Below are 1,564 nucleotides of genomic sequence, written 5' to 3'. Positions count from 1 at the left end.
GCCCCGAGGCCGCCCCGCCCCGTCATGACCGAACTAGGCTCGACCCATGACCACCGAGCACGCGAGCGCGACGCGAGGGCCGGTGGCCGTGTCGCTCGGCGCCACCGTGACGGCATCCGGGGCGACGGCCCTCCCCTCGACGGGGGCACCGGCATCCCGCACCACCACCCGACCCGCGACCGACGCCCCCCGCGAGGGCGGCCTGCAGGACCGCTTCGGTCGCGTCGCCACCGATCTGCGCGTCTCGGTGATCGACAAATGCAACCTGCGCTGCACGTACTGCATGCCGGCGGACGGGATGCCGTGGCTGCCGACCTCGCAGCTGATGAGCGCCGACGAGATCCGCCGCATCGTGCGGGTCGCCGTGCACTCCCTCGGCGCCGAAGAGCTGCGCATCACCGGCGGCGAGCCGCTCGTCCGCAAAGACCTCGAGCACATCATCGCCGGGATTCGCGCCGACAACCCCGACCTGCCGATCTCGATGACGACCAACGCCGTTGGGCTCGACAAACGCGCGCAACCCCTCAAGGACGCGGGCCTCACCCGCCTGAACGTGTCGCTGGACACCCTGCACCCCGAGACGTTCGCCGAACTGACGCGCCGACCGCACCTCGATAAGGTGCTCGCGGGCCTCGAAGCGGCGCGCGCGGCGGGCCTGGGTCCGATCAAGATCAACGCCGTGCTGCTGCGCGGCATCAACGACACCGAGATCGTCTCGCTCGTCGACTGGGCCGTCACGCACGGCTTCGAGATGCGCTTCATCGAGGACATGCCGCTCGACGGCGACCGGTCGTGGACCGAGGGGGCCGTCATCCCGGCGCGCGACATCCGCGCCGAGATCGAGACGGCGTTCTCGCTCGCCCCCGACCCGCGCGGTCGCGGGGCCGCCCCCGCGGAGCGCTGGGAGGTGCGCCGCCCCGGCGAGACCGCCGTGGCCGGTCACGTCGGCATCATCTCGTCCGTGACCGAGCCGTTCTGCGCCGCGTGCACGCGCACCCGCGTGACCGCCGACGGGCGCATCCGCTCGTGCCTGTTCTCGCACGAAGAGACCGACCTGCTCACGGCCCTGCGCGACGGAGCCGACGACGAGGGTCTCGCGCAGATCTGGCGGGATGCCATGTGGGCCAAGCCCCGCGCCCACGGCTCCGACCGGGTGGGACTCGCCCGCGCCGACTTCGTCCAGCCGCAGCGCACGATGAGCGCGATCGGCGGATGAGACCGCTCGTCGAGCCGGTGGCATCCCTCGCCCCCGAAGAACTCATCCGCACGGCACGGCACGCCGTCCTCGCCGCGATCGGCGAAGAAGGCCAGCGCCGCCTCGCCGCCGCGCGCATCGCGGTGATCGGCGCCGGAGGACTCGGCTCCCCCGTGCTGCTCGCCCTCGCCGCCGCCGGAGTGGGCGAGCTCGTCGTCATCGACGACGACGTGGTCGAGCGCACCAACCTGCAGCGTCAGCTGGCGCACCGGGTCGACGACATCGGCACGGCGAAGACCGCCTCGGCGGCGCGCGCCGTCCGCGACCTCTCGCCCCTCACCGTCGTGCACGAGCGCACGCTCCGCCTGA

Annotated in this window: 2 protein-coding genes; both read left to right on the top strand. The window is 73.0% G+C overall.

From position 1 onward, the window contains the following. The first annotated feature begins 46 nt into the window (after positions 1–46). Positions 47–1,216, top strand: a complete 1,170-nt coding sequence (gene moaA, locus DBR36_RS09155) for a GTP 3',8-cyclase MoaA (RefSeq protein ID WP_108318726.1) — start codon at positions 47–49, stop codon at positions 1,214–1,216. Then, positions 1,213–1,564 (top strand): ThiF family adenylyltransferase (locus DBR36_RS09150; protein WP_181373538.1); only part of this gene is annotated, 352 nt, incomplete at its 3' end. The genes moaA and DBR36_RS09150, both read left to right, overlap by 4 nt.

It is taken from the genome of Microbacterium sp. HMWF026, from assembly GCF_003061325.1.
Lineage (GTDB): Bacteria > Actinomycetota > Actinomycetes > Actinomycetales > Microbacteriaceae > Microbacterium > Microbacterium testaceum_E.
The sequence above is the reverse complement of the archived record's forward strand: the minus strand, read 5'-3'. Positions and strand labels throughout refer to the sequence as shown.